The sequence below is a fragment of the Endozoicomonas atrinae genome (assembly GCF_001647025.1).
GTDB classification, from domain to species: domain Bacteria; phylum Pseudomonadota; class Gammaproteobacteria; order Pseudomonadales; family Endozoicomonadaceae; genus Endozoicomonas; species Endozoicomonas atrinae.
Genome location: NZ_LUKQ02000574.1, coordinates 1 through 1,278, shown reverse-complemented (window position 1 = coordinate 1,278; position 1,278 = coordinate 1). Strand labels below are relative to the sequence as shown.

Here is a 1,278-nt window from a genome sequence, read left to right as displayed (position 1 = left end):
CCGCAATGCGCCTCACTACTCGGTGCCTGGACTCAAGAGTCTGGGCGGTGCGGAACGGGCAGCCATCAAGCGGTATCTGGACGGGCGACCTGACAAGCAGGGCATTGTTCAGCGGCTGAAGAAGCTGGCAGATACCCCGTGGGCAAGGAAGACCGTGCAGGCGATGCTGATTCGCCAGACCATTGATGATCTGGTGGCTGGGCGGGAGGTGGATTACCAGTCTCTGTTAGCGAACAAGGACAATGCGTCACTGCTGAAGGCCCTGAAAGATCATGGTGAGGACGGATTGTGGCGGTACATTCATCAGGAAGACGTTATTGGTCATGCTGGAAAACCACAAAATAGCGTCAATGGCAGTTTTGTAGACTGCCTGCCCAGTAAAGCCTGTGCCACGTTCTGCTACGCCACAAAGGGTAACTACCGATTCAGCAACCCGTTGATCAAGTCTGAGGTGGTCAACTGGGCGGTGGAGAACAACCCGGTCAGAACGGCCAAACTGGCAGCGATCAATTACAAGAGCACTGCTGAGTATTATCAGGATAAAGCCCTGCGGCTGTTTGATATGGGCGATGGCTCCATGTCATGGCTCCCCTTTATCAAACAGATGAACAAGGAAGGTATCCGCCTCCAGATATTCAGTAAGAACCCGGACTTCCTTAAGCAGGTGCCAGAGATGAACTGGCGAGCCCTGTCCGTGGATAACAGCAATTTTGAGCTGGCAGCACAACATCCTGACCTGCCGCTGGCGATGGTATTTGATGGCAGTGAAAACGATATTCAGTTTGAGAGGTCTAACCGTGACAGAATCCTGGTAACCCTGCCCATTAAGCAAGGGCAAAAGGTATTGGCTGACAAGGCTACCTTGCGCAGGATGTTGGGCATTGAGGGTATGAAGAAAGTCTGCCCTGTTGACGGTGGCTGGAAGAAGATCAAGCACCCTACCGATCCGAAGAAGGACTTTAACTGCACGTCCTGTGATAAGTACGGCGGCGCTGGCTGCTTCCAGGGCAATGTTACCAGCAAGGTAATGAAGGCAGCGGCAGAGACTCCCCATGAAAAAAACATTCGGGAACTGAGAGAGGAAATAGAACATGACCCTGAAAGATTCGGCGGCAAAGCGAGCGCGAAAGAGCTGCTTGGAGACCTGGACAAGATCGTATCTGCAATACGGGCATCTGTTGACCCCCGAACAGAAGAAGGAAATGAGAGCCAATCAGAAGAAGATTCTGGACGCACAATCCGAGTTCGACAAATTGATGAGGGAACCGGACGCTACCG

The 1,278-nt window shown here is 52.7% G+C and carries 1 protein-coding gene; it reads left to right on the top strand.

The window, feature by feature from the left end:
• Nucleotides 1–1,278: GP88 family protein (locus tag AK963_RS34025; RefSeq protein ID WP_175404727.1), on the top strand; the 1,278-nt coding region annotated here is incomplete at both ends.